Source organism: Mesorhizobium sp. P2_E10, from assembly GCF_056404235.1.
Map to the genome: position 1 here is coordinate 46,199 of NZ_JBFUEK010000010.1, position 22,807 is coordinate 69,005.

Annotated in this window: 26 protein-coding genes; 12 read left to right on the forward strand and 14 right to left on the reverse strand. The window is 60.9% G+C overall.

Annotated elements, in window-relative coordinates; genetic code table 11:
- Positions 1-5: 5 nt before the first annotated feature.
- From AC1D0N_RS23540 to AC1D0N_RS23565, 6 genes are all read right to left on the reverse strand, one after another.
- Positions 6-2,114, reverse strand: a complete 2,109-nt coding sequence (locus AC1D0N_RS23540; RefSeq protein WP_477248162.1) for a molybdopterin oxidoreductase family protein — start codon at positions 2,112-2,114, stop codon at positions 6-8.
- 242 nt (positions 2,115-2,356) lie between these two features.
- The gene (locus AC1D0N_RS23545) at positions 2,357-4,234 is read right to left on the reverse strand and encodes an ABC-F family ATP-binding cassette domain-containing protein (protein ID WP_477248164.1); all 1,878 of its coding nucleotides are present in this window, start codon (positions 4,232-4,234) and stop codon (positions 2,357-2,359) included.
- Positions 4,235-4,403: 169 nt separating this feature from the next.
- Positions 4,404-4,850, reverse strand: a complete 447-nt coding sequence (locus AC1D0N_RS23550) for a Ros/MucR family transcriptional regulator (RefSeq protein ID WP_477248166.1) — start codon at positions 4,848-4,850, stop codon at positions 4,404-4,406.
- A gap of 165 nt (positions 4,851-5,015) precedes the next feature.
- Complete coding sequence (locus AC1D0N_RS23555; protein WP_477248168.1) at positions 5,016-5,234, reverse strand: hypothetical protein; 219 nt, start codon at positions 5,232-5,234, stop codon at positions 5,016-5,018.
- Positions 5,227-6,126 (reverse strand): DMT family transporter, encoded by a 900-nt coding sequence (locus tag AC1D0N_RS23560; protein WP_477248170.1) that lies wholly within the window; start codon positions 6,124-6,126, stop codon positions 5,227-5,229. Before AC1D0N_RS23560 ends, AC1D0N_RS23555 begins: the two co-directional genes overlap by 8 nt.
- Positions 6,120-6,953 (reverse strand): hypothetical protein, encoded by an 834-nt coding sequence (locus AC1D0N_RS23565; protein ID WP_477248172.1) that lies wholly within the window; start codon positions 6,951-6,953, stop codon positions 6,120-6,122. Before AC1D0N_RS23565 ends, AC1D0N_RS23560 begins: the two co-directional genes overlap by 7 nt.
- Before the next feature lie 111 nt (positions 6,954-7,064).
- Here AC1D0N_RS23565 and AC1D0N_RS23570 point away from each other — a divergent pair, with 111 nt between their 5' ends.
- The 7 genes from AC1D0N_RS23570 (at position 7,065) to AC1D0N_RS23600 (ending at position 10,753) form a co-directional block, all read left to right on the forward strand.
- A complete protein-coding gene (locus AC1D0N_RS23570; protein WP_477248174.1) occupies positions 7,065-8,006 on the forward strand; it encodes a LysR substrate-binding domain-containing protein in 942 nt (313 codons plus the stop codon).
- 298 nt (positions 8,007-8,304) lie between these two features.
- Positions 8,305-8,628, forward strand: a complete 324-nt coding sequence (locus AC1D0N_RS23575) for an ArsR/SmtB family transcription factor (protein WP_477248176.1) — start codon at positions 8,305-8,307, stop codon at positions 8,626-8,628.
- On the forward strand, positions 8,625-9,056 hold the full coding sequence (locus tag AC1D0N_RS23580) for an SRPBCC family protein (protein ID WP_477248178.1): 432 nt from the start codon (positions 8,625-8,627) through the stop codon (positions 9,054-9,056). The genes AC1D0N_RS23575 and AC1D0N_RS23580 overlap by 4 nt, the downstream gene beginning before the upstream one ends.
- A gap of 69 nt (positions 9,057-9,125) precedes the next feature.
- Complete coding sequence (locus AC1D0N_RS23585) at positions 9,126-9,518, forward strand: VOC family protein (RefSeq protein ID WP_477248180.1); 393 nt, start codon at positions 9,126-9,128, stop codon at positions 9,516-9,518.
- A 33-nt stretch (positions 9,519-9,551) separates the two neighbouring features.
- Positions 9,552-9,773: a hypothetical protein gene (locus AC1D0N_RS23590; protein WP_477248182.1), complete on the forward strand. Its 222-nt coding sequence runs from the start codon at positions 9,552-9,554 to the stop codon at positions 9,771-9,773.
- A 106-nt stretch (positions 9,774-9,879) separates the two neighbouring features.
- Complete coding sequence (locus AC1D0N_RS23595) at positions 9,880-10,296, forward strand: DUF1801 domain-containing protein (RefSeq protein ID WP_477248184.1); 417 nt, start codon at positions 9,880-9,882, stop codon at positions 10,294-10,296.
- Between the two features lie 55 nt (positions 10,297-10,351).
- Positions 10,352-10,753: a DUF1801 domain-containing protein gene (locus tag AC1D0N_RS23600; protein ID WP_477248186.1), complete on the forward strand. Its 402-nt coding sequence runs from the start codon at positions 10,352-10,354 to the stop codon at positions 10,751-10,753.
- A gap of 163 nt (positions 10,754-10,916) precedes the next feature.
- On the opposite strand, the gene AC1D0N_RS23605 is transcribed toward AC1D0N_RS23600, so the two are convergent.
- Positions 10,917-11,081 (reverse strand): hypothetical protein, encoded by a 165-nt coding sequence (locus AC1D0N_RS23605; RefSeq protein ID WP_477248188.1) that lies wholly within the window; start codon positions 11,079-11,081, stop codon positions 10,917-10,919.
- A gap of 124 nt (positions 11,082-11,205) precedes the next feature.
- Between AC1D0N_RS23605 and AC1D0N_RS23610 the strand changes: the two genes are divergently transcribed.
- From AC1D0N_RS23610 to AC1D0N_RS23620, 3 genes are all read left to right on the forward strand, one after another.
- Positions 11,206-11,376, forward strand: coding sequence for a hypothetical protein (locus tag AC1D0N_RS23610; protein WP_477248189.1), 171 nt, complete (start codon positions 11,206-11,208; stop codon positions 11,374-11,376).
- 81 nt (positions 11,377-11,457) lie between these two features.
- Positions 11,458-13,536: an ATP-dependent helicase gene (locus AC1D0N_RS23615; RefSeq protein ID WP_477248191.1), complete on the forward strand. Its 2,079-nt coding sequence runs from the start codon at positions 11,458-11,460 to the stop codon at positions 13,534-13,536.
- Between the two features lie 162 nt (positions 13,537-13,698).
- Positions 13,699-14,001 (forward strand): DUF982 domain-containing protein, encoded by a 303-nt coding sequence (locus AC1D0N_RS23620; RefSeq protein WP_477248193.1) that lies wholly within the window; start codon positions 13,699-13,701, stop codon positions 13,999-14,001.
- A 25-nt stretch (positions 14,002-14,026) separates the two neighbouring features.
- Here AC1D0N_RS23620 and AC1D0N_RS23625 read toward each other — a convergent pair whose 3' ends face one another.
- Entirely contained in the window at positions 14,027-14,290 is a 264-nt protein-coding gene (locus AC1D0N_RS23625) for a DUF982 domain-containing protein (RefSeq protein WP_477248195.1), read from the reverse strand.
- A 129-nt stretch (positions 14,291-14,419) separates the two neighbouring features.
- Here AC1D0N_RS23625 and AC1D0N_RS23630 point away from each other — a divergent pair, with 129 nt between their 5' ends.
- On the forward strand, positions 14,420-14,671 hold the full coding sequence (locus AC1D0N_RS23630) for a hypothetical protein (RefSeq protein ID WP_477248197.1): 252 nt from the start codon (positions 14,420-14,422) through the stop codon (positions 14,669-14,671).
- Between the two features lie 413 nt (positions 14,672-15,084).
- Here the strand turns inward: AC1D0N_RS23630 and AC1D0N_RS23635 are convergent, their stop codons facing one another.
- The 6 genes from AC1D0N_RS23635 to AC1D0N_RS23660 form a co-directional block, all read right to left on the reverse strand.
- A complete protein-coding gene (locus AC1D0N_RS23635; RefSeq protein WP_477248199.1) occupies positions 15,085-15,876 on the reverse strand; it encodes a methyltransferase in 792 nt (263 codons plus the stop codon).
- Positions 15,864-16,976, reverse strand: a complete 1,113-nt coding sequence (locus AC1D0N_RS23640) for an acyltransferase family protein (protein WP_477248201.1) — start codon at positions 16,974-16,976, stop codon at positions 15,864-15,866. Before AC1D0N_RS23640 ends, AC1D0N_RS23635 begins: the two co-directional genes overlap by 13 nt.
- Before the next feature lie 799 nt (positions 16,977-17,775).
- The gene (locus tag AC1D0N_RS23645) at positions 17,776-18,948 is read right to left on the reverse strand and encodes a hypothetical protein (RefSeq protein WP_477248202.1); all 1,173 of its coding nucleotides are present in this window, start codon (positions 18,946-18,948) and stop codon (positions 17,776-17,778) included.
- 446 nt (positions 18,949-19,394) lie between these two features.
- Positions 19,395-20,183, reverse strand: coding sequence for a GGDEF domain-containing protein (locus AC1D0N_RS23650; RefSeq protein ID WP_477248204.1), 789 nt, complete (start codon positions 20,181-20,183; stop codon positions 19,395-19,397).
- Between the two features lie 291 nt (positions 20,184-20,474).
- Complete coding sequence (locus AC1D0N_RS23655) at positions 20,475-20,999, reverse strand: hypothetical protein (RefSeq protein ID WP_477248206.1); 525 nt, start codon at positions 20,997-20,999, stop codon at positions 20,475-20,477.
- A gap of 515 nt (positions 21,000-21,514) precedes the next feature.
- On the reverse strand, positions 21,515-22,027 hold the full coding sequence (locus AC1D0N_RS23660; RefSeq protein WP_477248208.1) for a DinB family protein: 513 nt from the start codon (positions 22,025-22,027) through the stop codon (positions 21,515-21,517).
- A 60-nt stretch (positions 22,028-22,087) separates the two neighbouring features.
- On the opposite strand from AC1D0N_RS23660, the gene AC1D0N_RS23665 reads away from it, so the two are divergent.
- On the forward strand, positions 22,088-22,780 hold the full coding sequence (locus AC1D0N_RS23665; protein WP_477248210.1) for a glutathione S-transferase family protein: 693 nt from the start codon (positions 22,088-22,090) through the stop codon (positions 22,778-22,780).
- The last annotated feature ends 27 nt before the right edge of the window (positions 22,781-22,807 follow it).

Genomic DNA, 22,807 nt, shown 5'->3' on the forward strand with positions numbered 1-22,807 from the left:
ATGATTCAATCCAGCGCCTTGAGCCAGACCTTGTTGTCGTGCAGTGCCGCACCGCCATAGGGCGCAGGCGCATCGGCGCCGGTCAACACATTGATGCCCTCGCCGCGTTCATGGGCGCTGTTGGGCCAGATGCCTTCGGCGATGACGACGCCGCGCTTGATGCCGTCGAAGAATTTGGCGTGCAGGACCACTTCGCCGCGCGTGTTGCCGACCTCGACGCGGCCGCCATCGCCGAGCCCAAGGGCTGCCGCATCGTCGGGATGCAACAAAAGTTCCGGGCGGCCTTCCTTGGCCTTCGACACCGGCGTTTCGGCAAAGGTCGAGTTGAGGAAATTGCGCGCCGGCGATGTCGTCAGCCGGAACGGGTGCGTCTCATCCGCCACCTCGATCAGGTCGACGTGATCGGGAAATTCCGGCAGTTGGTCGACCGGCCCGAACAGGCCCATGCTTTTTGGCGGCCGGTTGGGTGCCGCCTGCCCGGTCCAGTCGGCGCGGAAGCGGAACTTTCCGTCCGCATGGCCGAAACCATTGATGAAATGCGCGGTGTCGAAATCCGGCTGCAGGTCGACCCACTTCTCTTCCTTCAAGCTGTCGAAGCTGCCCAGCCCGCGTTTGCCGAGAATGATGTCGATGTGTTGCTGCTCGGTCAGGCCAAAACCTGGCCGGTCGGCGACGCCGAGGCGTTTTCCCAGTTCCTCGATGACGAAATGGTTGGTGCGCGGCCCTTCCGGCGGATCGATCAGCTTCGGTCCCAGCGTGATGTGCTGGTTGCCGCCGCCCTTGTAGACGTCGTCATGCTCCAAAAACATCGTCGCTGGCAGCACGACATCGGCTAGTTTGGCCGTGTCGGTCATGAACTGCTCGTGCACGCAGGTGAAGAGGTCGTCGCGCAAGAAACCCTGCCTCACCAGCCGCTGCTCGGGCGCGACATTGGCCGGATTGGTGTTCTGGATCAGCATCGCCGTCACCGGCGGCCCGCCATAGAGCGCGTCCGCAGCACCCGTCAACACCGGGCCGATGCGCGAATGGTCGAGATGGCGGATACTGGGATCGCGCATCTTCGTGCCTTCCAGCAGGTCCTGGTTGAGCTTGAAGATGCCCGAATTGGAATGGAAGGCGCCGCCGCCTTCATACTGCCAGCAGCCGGTGACCGCGGCGATGCAGGACGCCGCGTGCATGTTGACCGAGCCGTTGCGCTGACGCGCAAAGCCGTAGCCGAGACGAAAATAGGTTTTCTTGGTCGTGCCGACGAGGCGGGCGAAGGCCTCGATCTCGGCGACCGATAGCCCGGTGATGTCGGCGGCCCATTCGGGCGTCTTTGTCCCGAGATGCGCTTCCAACCCCTGCGGGTCGTCGGTGTATTTTTCGAGGTAGGTTCGGTCGGCCATCCCCTCCCTGAACAGCACATGCATGACCGCGCAGGCCAACGCGCCGTCGGTGCCAGGCTTCAGCACCAGGCCGAGATCGGCTTGCTTCATCGTCGCGTTCTCATAAACGTCGATGACGACGATCTTCGCGCCGCGTTCCTTGCGCGCCTTGATGGCATGGGTCATGACATTGACCTGGGTGACCACGGCATTGGTGCCCCAGATCACCACACAGTCGGACTTAGCCATCTCGCGCGGGTCGGGACCCCGCAGAGCGCCCGCCCCCACCATCCAGCCGGTCCAGCCCAGATTGGTGCAGATCGAGCCGAAGAAGCCGGAATACTTTTTCGCGTGCCGCAGCCGATCGATACCGTCACGCTGCACCAGCCCCATCGTGCCGGCATAGTAGTAAGGCCACACGGTCTCCGAGCCGTATTTTGCCTCAGCCGCGATGAATTTTTCGGCGACGAGATCGAGGGCTGACTCCCAGCTCGCTTCCTTCCAGGCACCCTCGCCCTTGGCACCGGCGCGGATCAGCGGCTTCAGCAGCCGGTCGGGATGGTGGACGCGGTCGGCATAGCGGGCAACCTTCGCGCAGATGACGCCTGCGGTGTACGTGTTGGCCTTGGCGCCATGGACGCGACCGATGCGCTTGTCGTCAAGCAGCTCGACCTCGAGCGCGCAGGTGGACGGGCAATCATGCGGACAGGCCGAATGGCCGATTCTGAGCTTGGCGTGCTGGTTCATGGGGTGAGGTTAGCTGGTTCCGAATGTGGCGTGTAGGGCCAGATGATTAGCCAATCTCCCCCCAAGCGGGGGAGATGTCCGGCAGGACAGAGGGGGGCGCGAAGGATCGCCAACCTTGGTTTGAACCTGCTCTGACCAAAATCCAACGGTCGGCCGCTTGCGAACATTTGACAGGCTGGTGGGACAGCGCCCCCCTCTGCCCTGCCGGGCATCTCCCCCACGAGGGGGGAGATCACGCTCCCCTACTCCGCCGTGCCTTCCTCATACTCCGCCGACATCGACAGCCATTTTTCCTCGTGGCCGGCCAGCGTCTGGGCCAATTGCGAGCGCTCCTTGGCCAGCCGCGTCGCGGTCGACGGGTCCTTTTCATAGACCGCCGGATTGGAAAGCTCGTCCTCGATGCCGTCGATGCGCTTGCGAATGCGGTCCATCAGCGCTTCGGTGGCGCGGATTTCCTTGGCCAGTGGCTCGAAGGCCGCGCGGCGCGCCGCTGCATCGCGGCGGCGGTCGGCTTTTGACGCCTTTTCCGCCTCGCGCTTGCCGCGGCGGTCGCCGGACACGCCGGTGACCAGCGTCTTGTAGTCTTCGAGATCGCCGTCATAGGGATTGACCGCACCATCCTTGACCAGCCACAGCCGGTCGGCAGTCGCTTCGAGCAGATGGCGGTCGTGCGAGATCAGGATCACGGCGCCGGGGAATTCGTTCAGCGCATGGATCAGCGATTCACGGCTGTCGATATCGAGATGGTTGGTCGGCTCGTCGAGGATGAACAGGTTCGGCCCCTCGAAGGCCGACAGGCCCATCAACAGCCGCGCCTTCTCACCGCCGGAAAGATCCTTGGCGGCGGTGTTCATCTTCTCGGTCGTCAGTCCGAACTGGGCGACGCGGCCGCGCACCTTGGATTCCGGCGCCTCCGGCATCAGCCGGCGGACATGCTCATAGGCATTTTCTTCAGGGCGGAGATCGTCGAGCTGGTGCTGGGCGAAGATCGCCACTTTCAGCCCGGGCGCCACCGTCATGGTGCCGCTCTCCTGCTTCAGCCGGCCGGACAGCAATTTGGCGAAGGTCGACTTGCCGTTGCCATTGGCGCCAAGCAGCGCGATGCGGTCGTCGGCGTCGATGCGCAGCGTCATCTTCTTCAGGATCGGCTGGCCTTCGGTATAGCCGACATTGACGTTGTTCAGCGCCACGATCGGCGAGGCCACGGTCTTCACCGGCTCGGGAAAGGAGAACGGCCGCACCGTGTCGTTCACGATTGCCGCGATCGGCTTCATCTTCTCCAGCGCCTTGATGCGCGACTGGGCCTGCCTGGCCTTCGAAGCCTTGGCGCGGAAGCGCTCGACGAAGGACTCCATATGCTTGCGCGCGGCTTCCTGTTTGACGCGGCCCTTTTCCTGCAACTCACGCTGCTCGGTGTACTGGCGCTCGAACTGGTCGTAGCCGCCGCGCCAGAAGGTCAGCTTCTTCTGGTCGAGATGGACGATCGAGTTGACGGCGCGGTTGAGCAGGTCGCGGTCGTGCGAAATCAGCAAGACTGTGTGCGGGTATTTCGACACATAGTTTTCCAGCCACAGCGTGCCTTCGAGATCGAGATAGTTGGTCGGTTCGTCGAGCAGCAAAAGGTCCGGTTCGGAAAACAGCACCGCGGCGAGCGCCACGCGCATGCGCCAGCCGCCGGAGAAGGACGAGGCCGGGCGCCGCTGCGCCGCATCGTCGAAGCCGAGGCCGGCGAGAATGGTGGCGGCGCGCGACTCGGCCGAGTGCGCGTCGATATCGGCCAATCGCATGTGGATGTCGGCGATGCGGTGCGGGTCGGTGGCGGTCTTTTCCTCTTCGAGCAGAGCCGAGCGTTCAAGGTCAGCCTTGAGCACGATCTCGATCAGCGGATCCTCAGTGCCCGGCGCCTCCTGCGCCACCTGGCCGATGCGGGTGTTCTTGGGCAGGCTGATCGAACCGGTCTCGGAAGCGAGGTCGCCGGTGATGGCCTTGAACAGCGTCGTCTTGCCGGTGCCGTTGCGACCGACAAGCCCGGCCTTGGTGCCGGCCGGCAAAGTCAGCGAGGCATGGTCGAGAAGCAGGCGTCCGGCCATGCGGAGCGAAAGGTCTGAAATAACAAGCATAGCGGCGCTTTTGCACGGGAGACCGGCGCTTCGCAAGGCCTTGCGGGCCAAGAGACGAACAAGTTCGCTCCGGGTTGGCCGTATGACGCATGAAAACGGCGCGCCGACAGCGCGCCGTTTATGAACTGGTCTTGCAAGCGACGACCGCTTTTCAGCGGTCGTCGGGCGCTCAGGCTTTTGCCTTGCGTTTTGTCACCTTGGCTGCAGCGGCAGGCGTGGCCGGCTTGCGGCCAAGCCCCGAGGATTTTGCCAGCGCCGAGCGGGTGGCGGAGTAGTTTGGCGCCACCATCGGGTAGTCCGGCGGCAGACCCCACTTGGCCCGGTATTCGTCCGGGCTCAGATGATGGTCGGTGCTGAGGTGCCGCTTCAGCGACTTGAACTTCTTGCCATCCTCCAGGCAGATGATGTGGTCGGGAAACACCGACCGCTTCGGGTTGACGGCTGGAGTGAGGGTTACGCTTTCCGCCTCGGCGATGCTGCCCAGCTTGCGAACAGATGCGCTGACGCTGGCGATCAAATCCGGCAGGCCGGATGCCGGAAGCGGATTGTTGCCGACATAGGCAGAGACGATGTCGGCGGTTAGTTCGATAGCTGTCTTGTTGTCGATACCAGACATTCTTTTTCTCCCGTCGGTTGTAAATCGCCGACTTTTTCTAGAGTTTTCTTGATGTATCGATTCAAATTCATCCCCCCAACGGGACGCCCAAATCTCAGTAAACCATCAAGACTCGGAACGAGACGATGTTTCTACCGAAGACTCGGGCCGTGCAAATTAGAAAATCTAATACTTGGCAGCGGCAGACTTTGAATCCGCAGACTTGGCGGGACTGGAGTCGGCCAGTATCTCCAGAATACGCTTCCAATGGGCGCAGCGACCGAAATCTCTCTGTTCGATCGCCTTTTCCGCCTTCATTGCGGCATAGAGTGGCGCCTCGGCACCGAACTCCCTGATCAGCCAGTACGCTTCCTGTCTGGCGAGCCGTTCATCGTCGTCAAGCATGGTTTCCAGCCTCCGAGCGTTCGACGCCCACCGCAATGCAGCTGCCGATGACGAGGACGGCACCGGCAATCGCCGTCATCGTCAGCCTTTCGCCGGACAGCGTCAGCAGAAGTGTCGAGGCGATCGGCGTGAGATAGGCGACGACCGCAACCTTGCCGCCACCTTCGAGCTTGAGGGCACGCGACCAGAAGTAGTAGCCGAGCCCCATCGGACCGGCCCCGAGATAAAGCCCCAGAAGCAGATCCGCACCAGTTGGCCAGACGATGCCGTCATGAACGCACCACAGCAGCGTCAGAACCACACCGATGAGGGCCGATGGCAAAAGCAGACGGTCCGGCGAAGCGGCAAGCCGACCGACGACAATCGAGTAGAAGGCCATGCACAGCGCCGAACCGAAGGCTGCGAGGTAGCCGATGAGATTGCCCTGGAACCAGGATTCTTCGCGGCCGCCGGAAATCACCAGCGCCACGCCGACAAAACCAAGCGCGGCGGTCAGCCCGAGCAGCACCGGGCGTCGCGGATGTTCCAGGACGATCACCGCCGCCGCGACCATCAACGGCCAGGTGTAGGCGACGAGATTGGCTTCGATCACCGGCATCGAGGCGAAAGCGATGTATTGCAGCACCATCGTGCCGACCAGGCCGATGAAGCCGACAGCGACCGGCACCAGTGTGGCCTTCGCCAAGGCTGTTTCCTGCGGTGCATTTTCCGGCCGGACGTTCTCCCGGCTCAACGTGCGGATAAAGACGAAGACCAGTGCCGCTCCGACGAATTGCAGAAACTGCACCAGCGATACCGGATAGTTTGCCAGCAAGGATTTGCCGACCAGCGCGTTGGTCGACCACAAGGCGACCGCGCCGGCGGCAAAGACCAGCGCGGATTTGGCTACCATGTGTCTCTTGCCCCGCCCGAAACCGGCGCGTCCGTGGCTACCGGCACCGGACGTTCCTCTTCGAACCGGCGATAGGCCGGCAGCTGGTTGGTCCAGACATCCTCGGCCAGTTCGTTGACCCATTCGCGGTCATGATCGTTGTCGGCGGCAAGATAGAACATGCGGTTGTCGTCGACATAGGGCTTGGCCACCGAGCGCTGGTTGAGCACCAATGTGACGCGCTCGCCAAGCTGGATGGGGGCGGTGCGATGCAGGACGCCGAGAAACTGGCCAAGCGTGGCGTAGTTCATCTTGTGGTCGATGCGCATGACGCGGTTACGCGGGATCTCGCGGCCGGTTTCGAGGATGGCACGGCCGGTTTCCGAATCGTCGCAGTAGATTTCGAGATGGCCACCGACCAGCGGGTCGCTGATCGACAGCGGAATGAGTTCGGTGACCGGAACGCCGTCGCAATGCCAGTCGACGGCGCCATCCCTGGGATTCATGAAGGTGACGGTCGAGCCGACGATCGACAGCGGATACGGCTCCAGCTTCGTGCCCATCATGTCGGACAGCCGCTCCAGACGCAGCTTGTCATGCAGGAGTTCCTTGATCTCCGGGATGAAGCGGTCGGCGCCGGTGATGAAGGTGAGATCGAGATGCTTGTGAACGGCGTGGCTGCTCTTGAGCTTCAGCGCAGCCTCCTCGATCGCGGCCAGCAGTGCGGGATCATAGCCATGGCGATACTGCGCGACGCCGAAGCTCGAAATCTTCCAGGCGGTTTCGTGACCGATGATGGCTTCACGACTCATCGCGTAACGCAATTCGGGAATGCTATGTGCGTTCATGTTACTTCTCCAGGATGGGGGCGGGACTTAAATGACAGTTGAATAAATTAGCCCCCCCTGTAAAATTAGGAATGCTGGTGCTACCGTAAGCCAAGCTTAAGGTCGAAACCCGTGCGTCTGCTCAGTCAGGTCAACCTCAATTCGCTGAAAATCGTGGAGAGTGCTGCGCGGCATAAGAATTTTACGCGAGCCGGCGAAGAGCAGTTCATAACCGCTTCGGCGGTCAGCCAGCGCGTCAAAAGCCTTGAGGACCAGCTGCGCTTCAAGATTTTCCTGCGCGGCGGCAATGCCGTTTCGTTGACGCCCGAGGGCGAGACCTATGTGTCGCGGGTTCGCGAAGCGCTTGAGCGCATCGTCGCGGCGAGCATGGAAGCGACCGGGCAGTCGCAGGAACATGTGCTGAAAATATCGGTGCTGCCGACATTTGCGACGCGCTGGCTGTTTCCGCGCCTGCCGCTGTTCCAGCAGCAATATCCCGAGATCGAGATGCGCATAGCCACCTCCTATGCGACGCACGAATTCGCGACGTCCGAATTCGATGTCGAAATCCGCTATGGCGACGGCAGCTTTCCCGACCTGCAATCCGAGCTGCTGTTCAGGGAAGACCTGACGCCGGTGTGCAGCCGCAAACTCTTCCATCAGGTTCTCGGCCACAAGCCGCTGTCGAAAGTGACACCGGACGATCTCAGATACTTCACCCTTCTGCATTCCGACACCTGCACCCAGAATTGGGAATCCTGGCTCGGCTTCGCCGGCGCCAGCTCCGTACTCGAAGAAGCCAGGAGCATCTTCTTCGATTCGTGCATGATGTCCTACGAGGCGGCCAATGCCGGGCTGGGATTTGCCGTGGCCAACCGCGCCTACATAGCCAGCGACATCCTCGCCGAAAGGCTGGTCGCTCCGTTCGCCATCCACCACCCAAATACGGCCGGGTGGTATTTCGTCTGCCCGGACAAGATGCTTGCCGCACGCAAGGTGGCGCTGTTCAAGCACTGGGTGATGACCGAGGCGGCGATGATGCAGAGCCATCTGGATCTCGAGATCAGCGGCTAAACGGCGACCGCCTTCGGCAGCCAGCTGCTTAAGTCAGCATTGGATTGATTGCCTGCCGGCAAGATGCGACGAACCAAAGAAAATCTGAAGTTGAGAGCTGCGAGTGGCCTGGCGTAAGGCGATGCTGCAGTTGAAGACGAGACGGCAGCTTGAAAAAGTGCTCGCCGAGGCGGGGCCACCAGCCACCCGGTATGCCCCGCATCTGACAAGAATCATGCGCCGTCCGACGTTCTCGCTTGACTCACATATATCTCGGCGGTTATACGTCAATCAATAGCCAGCGGGTTATCGATCTCAAATGACGAACGCTCACGATATGCTCTTCAGAACATTGGCCGATCCGACGCGTCGGGGGATTTTCGAGCGCCTGTGCCGGCAGGGCGAACAGACAGTGGGGGCTCTGACGGCGCAGTCCGGGGTCTCACAACCGGCCGTGTCGAAGCATCTCGGCGTGCTGAGGCAGGCCGGGTTGGTGCGCGACCGCCATGAAGGACGACAGACCCACTACAGCGCGCAGCTCAACGCACTTGCACCGTTGCTCGACTGGACAAGTGAGATGGCCGGGTTTTGGGAAAGCCGGTTCGACGACCTCGAAGACCTGCTGAAAAGGATGGACCAATGAGCAACACCGCGACGCAAAGGCGTTCGGTCGTTGTCGAACGTGAAATATCTTATCCACCGGAAAAGATCTGGCGCGCGCTGACGCAACCGCACCTCATCGCGGAGTGGCTGATGAAGAACGATTTCAAGCCTGTCGTGGGCCACAGTTTCAATCTGACCGGAGACTGGGGCGGCGTGCTGGACTGCGAGGTCCTCGCCGTCGAGCCGAACAAGACGCTCTCCTACACCTGGAATTTTGCGCACGATGATGCCGCCTACAATTTGGAGAGCGTGGTGACCTTTACACTCACGCCAACGATCGCGGGGACTCACCTGCGCATGGAGCAGTCGGGCTTTCGGCCGGATCAGAAGCAAGCCTATGGCGGCGCCCATGCCGGGTGGCGGCAGTTCTTTGCAAATCTGGAGCAGGTCCTGGCGCGGACAGAGTGAAGTCTGCCGGCAGAGCCCAAGCCCTGTCTCCACAGCGGCACACCCGAACCTGACAACGGAGCAATAGCAATGAAGATCAAGTTGACCAGCGTGTATGTGGACAACCAGGAAAACGCTCTGCGCTTTTACACCGACGTGCTGGGCCTTGCCAAAAAGGCCGATTTCAGCAACGGACCCTATCGTTGGCTGACCGTGGCCTCACCGGACGAGCCTGATGGAACCGAGCTGCAACTCGCGCTCAACGACAACCCGGCGGCCAAGGCCTACCAGCAAGCCATATTTCAGCAAGGTCAGCCCGCGGTCATGTTCTTTACCGACGACGTCAAGGGCGACTACGAGCGCATCAAGGCGCGAGGCGCCGAGTTCGCCATGCCGCCGACCGAGGTGACCGGCTCGACCATCGCCCAGCTGAACGACACCTGCGGCAACCTCATCCAGATCACCCAGCTGGCGCGCTGGTAGGTCGAGCCCGTTCGTTTCTTAGAGGAGGTTGCATTGAACTGGAGCAATTGGATCCGGCAGAGTCACCGTTGGTTGTCCATCGCCTTTACGGTGACCGTCATCGCCAACTTCGTCGCCATGGGATTGGGGCAGCCTCCCGCCTGGGTGGTCTACGCGCCGCTCTTGCCGCTCTTCCTGCTGCTGTTCACGGGGCTCTATATGTTCGTGCTACCCTATGCCACCAAATGGCGTGGCGAGCGGCGCGCCGGCGCCTGAATGCGATGGCAGGCAAGACGCCTGGGAAGACCGACGGCGAGGCTGCGGGAATCGCGAAATTCGCCGCAGGCAAATCGCATCGAGAGACGAGAATTCGAGGCCTACGATGAACCCATCACAACAAATCGACCAGTTGATCGCCGGGCTCTCGGACTGGCGTGGCAAAAAGCTCGCCGCCATCCGCAAGAGCATCCTCGAAACCGACCCTGGTATCATCGAGGAATGGAAGTGGATGGGAAGCCCGGTGTGGTCTCGCGACGGAATGATCGCGGTCGGCAACGCCCACAAGGACAAGGTGAAGCTCACCTTTTCCCATGGCGCGAGCCTCGCGGATCCCGACAAGCTCTTCAACGCCGGTTTTGGTGGCAAGGTGTGGCGAGCCATCGATGTTTTCGAGGGTGATGAGATTGATGGGCAGGCTCTGAAAAATCTCGTCCGCGCCGCCATTGATTTCAATCAGGCCAAATCGAAAAAGAAAGCGCCAGCGGGCACGCGAGCGAAGGTACAGCAGCAGACGACATGAAGCGTGTTGGGGAAGGTGCCAAGCGCTGCCGAAGGCAGGCGCGAAGGCCGAGCCTATGAAGCTCCTCTCGGGCGGCAACCCTCAGATCGCGAAGGCGGATGGCGACGCCCCTGTGCAGGCCTACATCGCGGCAATGCCAGGCTGGAAACGGCATGTCGGGCACCGCCTCGACGCGCTCATCGTGCGTACCCTCCCCGACGTGCGCAAGGCCGTCAAATGGAACTCGCCCTTGTACGGCATGGAATGCCAAGGCTGGTTCCTCGGCGTCCATTGCTTCACGCACTACGTCAAAGTGACCTTCTTCCGCGGCACGTCGCTGCGACCGGTCCCGCCCGGCGCCAGCAAGAGCAAGGACACGCGCTACATCGACATTCGCGAAGGCGACGAACTCGACGAGGCGCAGATGGCGAGCTGGGTGAAGCAGGCCGCCGCGTTGCCCGGTTTTCTCGGGGCTTGACCCTGCTGCGAACGGTCAGACGACCGTCCGCAATCGCACCATGACGCAAGGGAAAGACTCAGCTATCCTCTGCCGCGCGGCGGACCTGATATCCGCCTGGCCGGCGCTATCAGGCAACCTCCCAAGCGGCGCCGGCCTCCTTCCCCACCCTGCCCCCCGATCGTCATTGCGCGGGTGGCGTCGCCGGTTCACCTGTTGCCGGCTTGAGCACGGGAGCGACCTGAAGGTTTTGATCGACACCAGCGGCGTTGGTCGGCGGAACATTGTTGTCGCAACTCGCGACAGCCAGCGCCGCCACCAGTGCGAGCAAGATCGAGAGCTTTTTCATCACAACCTCCTCGCAGGACAAACGAGGCGGCGCCCGATTTGGTTGCGCGGGCTCGATCTTGCAAGGCAATCGCGGAACCAAACGCCGCCTCCCCGGTTGGTCTAAACCAATGGAGGTTGCAATCATGATCCGTCTGCTCATCGCCGGAACCATCGCTTATGTGGCCTATCGCGTCACCAAACAGCTGATCGACGACGTGCCGGGCAATGTCGATCCGCTGCTGATGCCGGCACAGGCCAATCGCGAGGCGCTGCGGCGGCAGTCGGCGGCGATGGGTGTGGAGCCGAGGCGCTAGCCAGCCGTGTCGTTTCTCGGCTCTCCGCTCCGCCAACGCTGCCCCGGTTGCGAACAAAGCGGAAACGATGCTTGATGAGCGATGACCATTGCCATCAGTGATTCGACTTTCCAGCCGGCCTATCTCGCCAAGCTGAACGACCAGCAGCGGCTGGCGGTCGAACATGGCGACGGCCAGATTGCCGGGCCGCTGCTGGTGATCGCGGGTGCGGGTTCGGGCAAGACCAACACGCTGGCGCATCGCGTCGCGCATCTGATCGTAAGAGGCGCCGATCCCAGGCGCATCCTGTTGATGACATTTTCGCGCAGGGCCGCATCGGAAATGGCCAAGCGGGTCCAGCGCATCGCCGGCGAGGTGCTGGGCCGCGATGCCTCCATCATCACCGATGCGCTGAGCTGGGCCGGCACCTTTCACGGCATCGGCGCCAGGCTGCTGCGCGACTACGCACTGGAGATCGGCCTCGATCCGGCCTTCACCATCCACGACCGCGAGGATTCCGCCGACCTGATGAACCTTGCCCGCCACGAGCTCGGTTTTTCAAAGACGGAGAGCCGGTTTCCGACCAAGGGGACTTGCCTTGCGATCTATTCGCGCACTGTTAACGCGCAGGCGCCGCTTGGTGAGGTGCTGGGGTCGGCGTTTCCCTGGTGCGCGGGCTGGGCCGACCAGTTGAAGACGCTGTTCGCCAGCTACGTCGAGGCCAAGCAGGCACAGAACGTGCTCGATTACGACGATCTGTTGCTCTACTGGGCGCAGATGGCCGCCGAGCCGGAGATCGCGGCACATCTTGGCCAGCGCTTCGACCATGTGCTGGTCGACGAATACCAGGACACCAACCGGCTGCAGGCCTCGATCCTGACGGCGCTGAAGCCGGACGGCGCCGGGCTGACGGTGGTCGGCGACGACGCGCAGTCGATCTATTCCTTTCGGGCGGCGGAAGTGCGCAACATCCTCGATTTTCCCCAGCAGTTCGCGCAGCCGGCCGATGTCATCATGCTGGAACGCAACTACCGCTCGACCGAGACCATCCTCGCCGCAGCCAATGCGGTCATCTCCGAGGCTTCGGAGCGCTTCACCAAAACCCTGTGGTCGGAACGCAAATCGTCGCAAAAACCAAAGCTGGTCAGCGTGCGCGACGAGGCCGAACAGGCGAACTATGTCTGCCAGGCAATCCTGGCCGAACGCGAGGCCGGCACGGCGCTCATCGCGCAGGCCGTGCTGTTTCGCGCCTCGCACCACAGCGGGCCGCTGGAGATCGAGCTGACGCGCCGCAACATCCCGTTCGTCAAATTCGGCGGGCTGAAATTCCTCGATGCCGCCCATGTCAAGGATGTGCTGGCGGTGCTGCGCTTTGCCGAAAACCCGCGCGACCGCGTCGCCGGTTTTCGCGTGCTGCAGCTTTTGCCCGGCATCGGTCCTTCGGCGGCGTCGCAGATCGTCGAAACCATGGCAACGTCGCTCGACGAGGCGATGGGTCTTGCCCGCTACCGGCCGCCGCAACGCGCCGCTCAGGACTGGCCGGCATTCGTCGCCTTGTTTTCCGGCTTGCGCGCCGGCGCGAAATGGCCCGCCGATCTTGAACAGGTGCGCCTCTGGTACGAGCCGCATCTCGAACGCATGCATGAGGACGCGACGACGCGCCGGGCCGATCTTTTGCAGCTGGAACAGATCGGCGCCGGCTATTTTTCGCGTGAGCGCTTCCTCACCGAACTGACGCTCGACCCGCCGGACGCAACCAGCGACCAGGCCGGGCCGCCGCATCGCGACGAAGATTATCTGATCCTGTCGACCATCCATTCGGCCAAGGGCCAGGAGTGGAAGAACGTCTTCGTGCTCAACACCGTCGATGGCTGCATCCCAGCCGATCTCGGCGTCGGCACCAAGGAAGACATCGATGAAGAGCGCCGGCTGCTCTATGTCGCGATGACGCGGGCCAAGGAAGGCCTGCATCTGGTGACGCCGCAGCGTTTTTTCACCCACGGCCAGGCGGCGCGCGGCGACCGCCACGTCTATGCCTCGCGCACCCGCTTCATCCCGGCCTCGATCCTCGGCGCCTTCGAACAGACGTCATGGGCCAGTGTGCAAGCCACGGACGATCCGCGCCGGCAGCCGCAGGTGCGGGTCGACCTCGGCGCCCGCATGCGCGGCATGTGGAAGTAGTCTTGCCGGCGCCGACCGACGAATGTCGTTTGACCTGAATGTCACCAGTGAAAAAATCTCGATATTTTTGGAACCTGAGGCCGCCATCGACGTTTCCCGGCGTCCGACCCTGATCGGAGAGCGGCGACCGCCGTCACCTCCGCCCAATTCGAGAGGCCAGAAATGTACGACAGGATGTTCTTCACCCCAGTTGCCGTCACCGTTGGGGCCGGCCACAAGCGCATGCTCGCTTCGCTCTCCGAAATGCATGAGTTCCTGACCGAATTTCCGCCGTCGCGCCGTCGCCTGAGCTACGGCGCGGCCGTGAAAGCGTGTGAGGCGGCAAGTGCCGGAGAGATCTCGACCGAAGCCGCGCGGGATGCCCTGATCACCTTTGCCGTCACGGCAGGCGTGCTGTGGCCTGCCGCCGCGCCGATCATCTCGGTCAAGCCGGTCGCTCGCGGCTATGGCGGCTACGCCGCCTGACATCCAGGCTGATCTCGCCGCTGCGCTAGACGACCCTGTCGCGCTCGACCAGGATGTCGGCCTCGATTGCCGCATTGATAAACGCCGCACGGGCGCAGCGGGCCTCCTTCACCCCTTCCAGCGCGGCAAGGCAGGCCTTGCGGGCGGCAATGTGAAAGCGGCCCGTCTTGGCCGGCCAGCGATTGAGCAGGATGTCGGCCGCCTGGGCAACGCGCTCGACGGTAAAGATGATGTTCCCCGATCGGCCGAGCGCGACCCGAACCGGCTCGTCGAAATGCTGATCCCGCATGGCGCCATCTCAGCAGAAGCTGAAGCCGAACGCGACTCAATTCGCGATACTATGATAGGGATCTGTTGACATCGTCGCACCGTGCCGCAGCCTCGTGCGTCGGTACTCAACAGACCCTGGGTTCCCAACATGTCTGATGGCCAAAAGGACCCGAAGCTGATCGTTGTCGTCGCCTTTGACCGCGGCGAGGACGGCGAGCTGTTCGCGGCCTTCGGGCCGGCCGACCAGCAGAGCGAGGACCGCGCCGTCCGAACAGCCAAGGGGCTCGCCGCAAAACATGTCGGCGTGATCGCCTGGAGCCGTGATGCCGACCCGGCGCTTGGCGACTACGGACCACCGACAGTGCTGTTCAGCAGCGGTGACGTGCCCGACATGGAATAGCCTCGGCGCGGCGGAACTTGCGACCGGCCGCGGGCTGCAAGGCGCAGGTCAGCGAGCGGGAACACTCCGATTTTCCGCCGGTCCCTGGATCAATTCTTTTCGGCGTCTCGGCCAGTCGCACCGGCGGCGACAGTGCTCGGTTGCCAACAAGCGGGATAGGCAAGCTGCTGATGATAGAGCGGCGGAACCGGGTCGTCGGCGCCGTATTTCTCCGGCACCCTGCCCGGCATGAACGAGGTTCGCTGGTACAGAACTCGGCGGCGCACTGATCGATGTCGGGTATCTCGGCCTTGCGCCAATCAGCCCCGAGGTGACGAGAGAGGCAACCGTGTCCGCAGTGGATTTCGAGAATGCGGCACTGTCAGCAGCCCATTGTCGGAAAAAGCCGACAACAGGTTCAGGAACCGAGTCTCTTAACTGAGTTTTCTGACGACAAATACGTCTTGGTGATCCCACCATAGGCCCACTTCATCGTCGAGCAACTCAGCATTGGCAAGCGTCTTGAGATGTTTGACTACGAACCCGGGATCCATAGCCATTAGGCCGTACTCCTCGAGCGGGATGTCGGCCTGTTCACTCTTCAATGCGAACCGAAAGCCAAATTCACTCGGAGGTGTCTCCATGCCAAGAAAAGGCAGTGATCGCGGACCGTGAGTTGTGAAAATCAAAATGCCACCAGGTCGAACAAAGCTGAACAAACGAACCAGCCATCGCGACCAAGTCGTTATGGGCATGTGGGAAAAGAACGAAAGTGCAAAGACTCCGTCATAAAGCCGGCCAAGATGCACTTCTTCCGGTATCGATCGTGACTGAACGGCTTTAACCTTGAATTCGTTCGTCAGGAAGGAAATCGCCTGCGGATGAATATCGCAACTGACGAGGTCGATGTCTTCATCCTTCACAAGGTGGCGTGTAACGCAGCCATATCCTGACGCGAACTCAAAGAGTGAAAATGGGCCGCGGCCCAGATGCCGCGCCAAAATTCCTTTGACCTTCATTGCGGACGTTTGCCCATCTCTGAAGTAGTAGCTGATCCTGGATTCATCAGATATGAATCCAGCATGGTTGATCAGGAAGTTGAATATGTGATCATCTTGATGGATAGAAGAAACAACAGAAAAATCCGACGCCACACTCCGGATTATTGCTTCTCTCATTGATGGTCTCTCGTTCAGTGATTTTGAGCCGACTTCTAGAGCTGCCATTGGTTCAGCCGATCTATGAGCAGTTGATGAAGGCGTAGTTGCTGAAGCGGACGCCGCGCAACAAGAAGCGAGCGGCGCAGCAGCCACCGCTTCAGCAGTGCATTAACCGGCATTTCGTAGCAGAAATGGACGATCAGTCCGCAAGCGGCGGCGCAGGCGACCATAAGCACCAGCCCGAGATGAGGCTCGACTACTGCGTACCAGTGCCAATGCCAGATAGGCCATCTGAACAAACTAAAAGCTAGAATGAGATGGACGAGATAGATCGCATAGCTGGCGGCACCGAGTTTCTGAAATGGCAGGCTCCGCATAAAGACCCAGCCCCGAATTTCGCCCGAGACGAACCCCAGGACGAGAAAGAAGGCGCCAACGCCCCACATGGTTCGGATGATTGGATACTGCGTGACCAGCAGTGTCGTCGAGATGATCAGCACCACCGCTCCTATCATGAGATAGAGCGGCCAAGGCCTAGTCACGTTCCGGTTCTGAACTGTGGATGCAATGACCAGACCGCCGCAGAACTCCAGAATTACGGGGTCGAAAAAACCAAGCACCGGCGCACTGGTCAACATTTTCGCCAAAGCCAAGAGCGTGAAGAGCGCGATCAGAATAGCAATGCCCGCGCGCTTGGACCCCGCCATGCCGGAGACCACGAATACGGCGAAGCAGATGTAGAAAAACATCTCGTATTCCAGAGACCAGCCCGGACCCAGCACAGGGAAGTCACCGTTTGTCGGCCCCTCTACCATCAGCAGGGATCGAACCAGCCGGGCTGGCGTCCATTCAACAAAACAGGCGAAAATCAACGTTGCTGACCAATATAGCGGGACGATGCGAGCAACCCGCCTAGCCATGAAGCCATAGACCCCGGCTGCGCCGGTTTCAAAGCGCTGCATACCGATGACGAAGCCTGAGATCACGAAGAAGATAGGAACACCAACCGCGCCAAAAAACGACAAATGGCCGTACGACAGGAGCCACGGGGTGTCACCGCCCGCAAGTTTATTAATCTCGACATAAACGCCGTTGTAGTGATGAAAAACGACAAAAAGCGCCGAAATCCCACGTAGACCTTGAATCGAAAAGAATACTTTCGGCATGATTCCCCCAAAGCGGAGAACTTCTTGGCTCTTGAATTTCGCTTTTCGCATCATTTATTGGTAACATCAATCGTCCACCGTCCGGGTTCTTACTTATTCCCCACAATTTGCTTACGGTCGACAGCAACCCTTGCGAGCTCTAGCCCCAGCGAGTACCAGGACGGCCGAGGCGCTTGCGCGCCATAGGAAGCGGCCGGCCAAAAATGGGGGGGGGGGGCGCTTCCAGAGTCTGGGAATGCCTTGCACAGCGACGGGCCCAGGTTCCGGGTCCCGCCTGAATTGCAGAACATCAAGTCCGCAAACGACATGCGGGAGGAGCGCAATCCAACGGTTCGAGCAGGCAAGTGCTTTGTCTACGGCAAAGCAGTTCGTATTCGCGCATCGGCACCCTGCCGACGAGGTGAACAAGCCGCCATTGGAAGAAGTAATCAGCAGCCGCAGAGACCATCAACCTTGCACACGTAATGTGCCTGAATCGATGCCGTCTTATGGATGATCAAGATAAGCTCATCTTCCCCGATTTTGGCCACTTGACGAAGGCTGGTGCAACCTATTTGGCCATCAGAACTGCCTACTCTGTTTTAGGTTGCTCCCGGCCGTTTCTTGCGCGTCGCAGCTGAGTCTGCCTGTTATGCAACATGGTCCAGCGCCGGCGCGAGCGCTCGTCAAGACGCCCGGGGCGCTTTCACGCTGCCCAACCGAAACGCGCGCCAGTGAGCACTCTTGAAGCCGGATGGCGGATGTTCAATTGCCGAAATGCCACAAAGGTATACGCCCAAATTCAGTCGCCAGCGGTATATCAGCCGTCTCGACCGGCTCTCGCCGCGACCGCCGACGTGCCGTTTTCAATCCTATACAGTTCTTCCACGTAACCCCTGCGGAGCCAGTAGGGACTCCTGTAGATGCGACGAAAACTCGGGTCTGCATTCAACAGCCTTGAAACGTGAAGGTGCCGCGCGCCTCCCGCGATGGGTTGCTCGCCTTCGTGATTGATGCTGAGGAAGAAGTCCGATGAGATACGTTTGATCTGCCGCACATACTCATCGAAGATGCGGCGATTGACTTCGGGAAATGAATCTTGATTGGCGGCGACCCGAAAGGCCCCATCTATCTCATCGGCGCAATTCCAGTTCGCCTTTAGTTTTATTGCATCCCTGCGCGGCTGTTCGCCTTCGAGGGAAACGGCTTCCTGGCCCAGTGTTCCAATCAAGAAGTAACCCGACAGGATGTTCACGATCGGTAGATCGAAAACCGTAACATCCTTGCGACCCATCCGGTTCAGGTAGAATGCAGCGAGCCCGAGCCCCCCTCCAAATTCGCAAATGCGATCCTCGGGTGCGGCAACTTCGCGAATGCGCGTCGCCAAATAGAGTGCGTTGATGTGCCGATAATGTAGCAGGCCACCCCTAACATTCAGGCCGGCGACATGAACCGGGCCCTCCGGCGGGACGATGTGTATGCCGAGTTGCGTTTCTATCGCGTCCACGATCTCGCTTGGGGCCAATTGAATGTTTTTGCCCCATTTTCCGCCGATCCCCTGTTCAGGACTTTCCACCGACAGAACGCCGAGCGCCTCGCCCAAACAGACCAATTTGTCGAAGTAGCTGTATGCAACGAACTGCTCGTTGCGGTCCCAATGAGTATAGCCATCGATCCCGGTCGTAATTCCGCCGAACCATGTGTATTCCTTGCCGAAATCGACCAGGTAGCGAGACAGTTGGTCCGCGTCCTCGGTACGCAGGAAGTTTAGCATTTGACCGAAATGGTCACGCGTCAATGCTGACCAGAGGTCATCGCCTGTGATCTGCTTGAGCGGGCTGTCTTGTGACATGGTCTCCTTATAGGCGGCGATCAAACGGCGAGAGGTCGCCACCATTTCCGGATTCCATTTGGCGTCCTTCCTGCCGAACGGCAGGGCGGGAGCCTCGCTTCCCATCGGGTGGACTAGCGTGTGCTGGAAAACATCTGTCATGATTCCAGGAGGCTAGCGGTCATTCAGAAACGCGGCAAGCTCGGCGGCCCTTCAAGCTCGTTGGCAACGATACGCGGGTCGATAAACCTAATCGGGCGCTTGCCGGCCTTTGCGCCGTTCACGGCGCAGTTTCGCTCTTTCCATCTCGGCCGCGACGAAGGCGACTCGATGAGACTAACGCGCCTCATACAAGGGGTGCGATCCTGTTTCCAACTTCACCCGATCGACAGCCTCCATCGCCGTCTGCGACAGCGTCGTCGTGTTCGAGAAGCGACCGAGGGCGTCCGCCAAACCTCCCTCACGATCGGAATGGGCCATGCCGAACAGGGCTGAGTTCCCGCCTGCCATTTCACTCCGAAAATCGGTTCGAAAGCGCTGAGCTAAGGCACGGATGTGGAGCCCCTGGCCAGCCCAATCTCCAACCGCAGCTTCGCCAGCCTCGCCGTCTAATGGATTACTTTCGGGTCGCCGGCCAGTTGGCTGCGCGGGCCTGTTATTTCAAAGCTGACCTGGTCGCGGCCGTTCGACTTGGCCTTGTAGAGATGCCTGTCCGCCACCAGGAACATTTCGGCATAGGTGGTGGGGCCGCTGAAGGCGATGCCGCCAATGCTTACCGAAAGCGGGCAAGGCCGCCCGCCCGGGGCGAACTCGGCTTCGCGGATTCGCCGCCGTATGCCCTCGGCGACCAGCCATGACTGCGAGGAGTCGGCACCGGGAAGGAAGACCGCGAATTCCTCGCCGCCAATTCGTCCGACAATATCGGCACCGCGCAGTTGCCCCTGGATCGTCTTGGCGATCAGCTTCAGCGCCTGATCGCCGCAATCGTGGCCGAGGCGATCGTTGATGGTCTTGAAATGATCGGCGTCGACGATCAGCAAGGCGCCGGCATTGACGACGGAATGGCTGCGCGCCTGGTCGAGATAAGCCTCGACAAGCATGGAAAACGCGCCGCGGTTGAACACCGCCGTCAGGCTGTCGGTCGCGGCGACAATGCTCAGGTCCCTTTGAGCAATGGCCAGCTGGCGCATCTTGTACATCAGGAAAAAGAAAAACGATCCCCCTAGCACCAGCGGCAGCAGCAGATCGGTGAGCTTCGCCCAGCGCAATGCGTCAGGCGACAGGGACGGAAAATTGAAGGAGTCAACGAAGAAGGCGGCGGCAATGCAAACCGCCGTGCCGGCTATGGTTACAGCTATGACCCTGCCCCAGCTTGTTGGGGACAAATCGATCCGCATGCCGTTGCTCCCACTACGTCGGCCATCTTGCAGCGGCAACGCAAACGAACTCCTAAGACCTGGCTTCCAACTCGAATGTGGTTAACCGCGCGTTAAGGGGCACGGATGTGCCCGCGCAGCCCTCGTCTGCAGCAAAAAGCCCGCCACCTGAGTGGCGAGCTTTCCGACTGGCCGGAGGCCAGGAGTGTGCCGTCGAAGCCTCCCGGCTGGTTCGACACTTCTGCCGGAGTTAACCGGCCCTACAGTGCGGCGCGTCCGTTCTGGACGCGCCGGGTGTAGCACCTTCATGCGCTAGCGGCGCGAGATCAGCAGGCAGAGCTGGCGCAGGTCGCGATCATAGGTGCCTTCGCTGGCGAGCACGTCGACGCAGCGCTTCTTCATGCGTGCGATCTCGGTGCTGGACATGTCGGCGACGACGCCGGGGAGACCACCGGGAGTCCCAGGAGTGCCGGGTGTTCCGCCGATACCGACGCCGACGCCGACATTGACGCCATTGTTGGTACCAACGGTTACGTTGGCAGTGGTGCCGTTTGTGCCGATGGATGCCGTGGCACCGCCGCCACCAATGGTGGCGTTCGCATCTGCGCCGCCAGCGCCGCCGATCGAAGCGTTGGCACTGGTGCGGCTACCACCCAACGACACACTGGCGTTGGCACCGTTGGCGCCGCCCACATTCGCGCTGGCTCCGCTATTGCCAACGGAAGCGCTGCCGACGCCACCAATGCCAATACTTTGGGCGTTGGCAGGCACGGCAAGAATAACGATAATCGCACCATGCGCCAGTGTTCTAGCGATTTTCTTGGTGATATCTACCATGACACTCTCCTGTGTTGTCCTTCTATTTGCTGCACTGCAACAGACTGGAATCAAGCCCCGCCTCTTTGCTTGTGCACCTTATGATACGTACGGGAAGTCCTTTAAGTTTCTTAATTTTATTTTGGCCTATCGAACTTAGTTCTCAACTGTTTCATCGTTGTTCTAAAAAAAAATATGATTTTTCTTAAAGATTTAAATTTTATCGAATCCTACAACAAAAACTGCACGTTAAATCGGGCACTGCGGGCCGCTGTTCGGCGCTCGGGAAGAATATCCGGCCAAACAGGCCCACGAACCTGTCCGAAATGCCGACGACCGGGTCCAGATACTTGCGAAAACCAAATGTGCGGGGTGAGGACGCCCTTGCGCCCACTGGTTGCCGCCCTTTGGCGAAGCCGGAGCCGCATGGTCAGGCGTTTGAGAGAAAACCAGCTGCCGCCAGGCCGGAGAGAGGCGCCAATGCCAGCGGCTGCTCTGTTGTGGAATTCAGGATGGCAGCGGCGCGTATACCAACGTCAGGCGTAGACGCGCCCTTCTTCGGTGCGCTGGAACAGCATCAGGTCGAGCGGCACCGAAGGGCGGCCCAGGATCGTCAGGATCGCGTGCGCCTGGCCACGATGATGGGTCTGATGGTTGAAGACGTGAGCCAGCGCCGGCGCCAGCCGCTGCGAGACGGTGCGCATGTCTGAGACGGTCATGTAGGTGAAGCGGCCGGACAGCGCCTTGTCACTGAGGCCAACGACCCAGTCGATGATCCGCCTGTCTTCGGACTCCCTCGCCATCCGCAATACGGGCAAGGCGCGGTGCATGATCGCGTCGAGGCTGGCCGGTGCGTCGCCTTCGCCAGTGAAGCGTTTCATCCAGATGCGGTCGGCGGTGAGCAGATGATTGAGCGTGCCCATCATCGAGCTGAAGAAGGCGCCGACATTGCGGTTGAATTCTTCGTCGTTGAGGTCGCCGGCGGCATCGTAGATGCGGCCATTGGCCCATTGATTGTAGGCCGCAAACATCATGAAATGCTGTTTCATCTTTTCACCAGCCTCGCATCGAATCCCGAGCCTACCTAAACCCGAGGGGCGCCCCCGCCAATGACAATTCTGCTCTATGAACTCGTTGGACGCGATGCCGCGCGTCCCTTCAGCCCGCATTGTTGGAAGGCGGCGATGGCGCTCGCCCACAAGGGGCTCGACATCTCCAGCGTGCCGACGCGCTTTCTCGAAGTGCCTGCCGTCGAAGGCGGCGTCTCGAAGCTCGTTCCGGTGATCCGCGACGGCGATCATGTGGTCGCCGATTCCTTCGCCATCGCGCTCTATCTCGAGGAGACCTATCCTGAACGGCCGACATTGTTTTGCGGCGACGGCGGCAAGGCTGCGGCGCGCTTCATCGAGCGCTGGTCGCAGCTGACCATCCATCCCTATGTCACCACCGCCGCGATCATGGATCTTCACGCCATGCAGGACGAGGCGAATGCCGCCTATTTCCGGCAGAATCGCGAGCAGCGCTTCGGCAAGCGGCTGGAAGAGGTGATGGCCGCCCGCGACGCCGGGCTTGGGGCTTTTCGGACTTCGCTGGAGCCGCTGCGCTCGATGCTTACCTATCAGCCCTTCATCGGCGGCCCATCACCCCTGTTTGCCGACTACATCGTCTTCGGCGCGCTGCAATGGGCGCGCATCGCGACGCCCTACCGGTTGCTCGACGACGGCGACGTCGTGGCGCAGTGGTTCGAACGCTGCCTCGATTTGCACGGCAGGCTCGGTCGCAAAGTGGCTGCCGCCGCCTAGGACGGCACGCGGATCTCAAGGGTTTTC